The sequence below is a fragment of the Streptomyces sp. NRRL WC-3549 genome, assembly GCF_000721935.1.
GTDB lineage: Bacteria > Actinomycetota > Actinomycetes > Streptomycetales > Streptomycetaceae > Streptomyces.
The window spans coordinates 49,133-51,318 of sequence record NZ_KL585412.1 but is presented as its reverse complement, the minus strand read 5'-3'; the positions used below and the strand labels follow the sequence as shown (position 1 = coordinate 51,318).

Sequence of the window (2,186 nt, the reverse complement as noted above, 5' to 3'; positions counted from 1 at the left end):
TCGCGGTCGAGGCGTAGCTGCTGGCCTGCCGGTTGTTGGCGGTGCCGCGCAGGAACCCGGCGAGGAACCAGGGGTCGAGGGCGGCCGGGTCGGGGCGCAGCAGCTGGAGGTTGCGGCCGAGCACGGCCCCGGCGGTGGCGTCGTCGACGACCCGGGTGACCGCCCCGCCGCCCAGTACGGGCACCACGACGTCCCCGGGTTCCAGCAGCAGCGGTTCGTCTTCCGGGGCGGCCGTGCCGGTCGGCGGGCCGCTGGGGGCGGTGCCGGCGAGGACGTCGTGCTCGGTGAGGACGGGGGTGCCACCGCCGCCCGTTCCCGAGCCGGTGCGCAGGTGCAGGGCGCCGGAGCGGGCCAGTTCACCGACCGTGGTGAGGGTGCGCGGGGACGGTTCGCGGGGCGCGGCGGGTGCCGGGGCGAGGCGGGCGGCCAGTCTCAGGGTCTCGTCCAGCCGCTCCCGTACGCAGGCGAGTTCGGCCGCGCCGCCGCCGGCGGCGGGAGGCGGCAGGTGACGGGCGGGGGCGAGGTCCACGTCGTCGTCGAGCAGTTCGATGACGGGCACCGCACGGCTGACGCCGGGACGCTCCACCGGGGCGCGGTCGCCCGGGTGGCCGTCGGCCGGGACCGGGCGGCCGAAGGCGGCCCAGGCGTCGAGGGCGGTGTTCCCTACGGCCGCCCAGTCGATCCGGTCGCGTCCGGCGGCCCCCGGGGCGCTCTCGGGGGGCGTGGCCGTGTCCACGACGAGGAGTTCGGGCACGGGGCGCCGGCCGCTCTCCGGTCTGCGCAGCACCCAGAGGTGGAGCGGGATGCCGTACGGGGGTGCGGCGCCGGCCGGGAGGGCGATGACGGCGCGCAGGGCGCCCCGGCGCAGCAGATCGGCCCGGATCCGGCGGCCGGAACGGCGGGAGGCGGCGGCCGGCGGCATCAGCAGGACGGCCGTGCCGCCCTCGCGCAGACGGGCCAGCGCGTGCTGGACCCAGGCGAGCTCGGACTCGGTGCGGGCGGGGAAGCCGTACTCCCAGCGAGGGTCGTAGGCCAGCTCCTCGTGCCCCCAGTGGCGCTCGTTGAACGGCGGGTGGCAGACCACCGCGTCCGCGGCCAGCCGGGGGAAGGCGTCGGCCCGCAGGGTGTCCCCGGTCCGTACGGTGATGGTGCCCCGGGCCACCCCGGCGGCCGTGCCTACCCCGGGTGCCCCGGCGGCGCTCTCGGAGTGCAGCGCGAGCCGGAGCGCGGTGAGGGCCGCGAGGCCGGCGTCCGCCTCCTGTCCGTACAGGGCGGCGGGCCCGCCGACCGCGCGCAGCAGGGCGCCGGTGCCGGCCGCCGGGTCCAGCACGGTGCGGACGGCGGCCTGCCCCCCGGCCGGCCCACCCGGCCGACGCGCGTCCTGTTCGGCCAGGGCCGTCATCAGGGCGGCGAGGTCCGGCGGGGTGAGCGCGTACTGGCGCGGGTTGGCGTCGAGCTGCCGGACGACCAGGAACTCGAAGGCCCTGCGGGCCCCCGTCTCGGCGGCCAGCTCCGCGGTGGCGCGCAGCAGCGGTACGGAGGGCAGCAGGTCCGGCCCGGTGGGGGTGCGCACGGCGCGCTCGGTGCCCAGCCGCGCGGTGAGCACCTCGTCGAGGGCGACCGGCAGGATCTCGGCCATCCGCGCGTCCGACACCGCGGTGATCTCCAGCCACGCCGTGGGCCGGTCCCTCACGAGCAGCAGCGCGCAGCCCGCGTGGATCAGGGCCGTGACGGCTCCGGCCGGATGACCGGCCAACTGCTGCCAGACCCGCTCCCGCAGGGGGACCTCGGCGAGCTTCCCCTGGTCGCGGAGCCACTGCTCGACCTCGGGCAGGGAGAAGGACGGGCTCGCGCCGGTGCCACCGACCGGCCGGGGGAAGTCGGCGTGACGCCGGCGCCAGTTGCTGACGGCCGCGCGCCCCACGCCCGCGAGCCGGGCGATCCCGGCGGCGGTCACCTCTGTCGAGTTCTCCGGCACTGACTGTCTCCCCGGTTGATCCGTCGTGCCGGTGAGCATACCGAGGGCAGACGGAATCCGGATTCACAAGCGGAAGGGTCATCACCTTCCGAATGCTTGTTGACTGCGTTCACAGCTCGTGTTGTGATTGACCGGTCGCCGCAGCACTTGCTGCCGGACGCCGCTCACAGTCCTGTCGCTCATCGGAGGGCACAGCCATGTCCCAGTA

At 76.7% G+C, this 2,186-nt stretch carries 1 protein-coding gene; it reads right to left on the bottom strand.

Annotated elements, in window-relative coordinates:
* On the bottom strand, positions 1-1,978 hold a 1,978-nt coding region (locus IH13_RS0120620; RefSeq protein ID WP_031086574.1), incomplete at its 3' end, for an N-6 DNA methylase.
* Positions 1,979-2,186 lie beyond the last annotated feature (208 nt).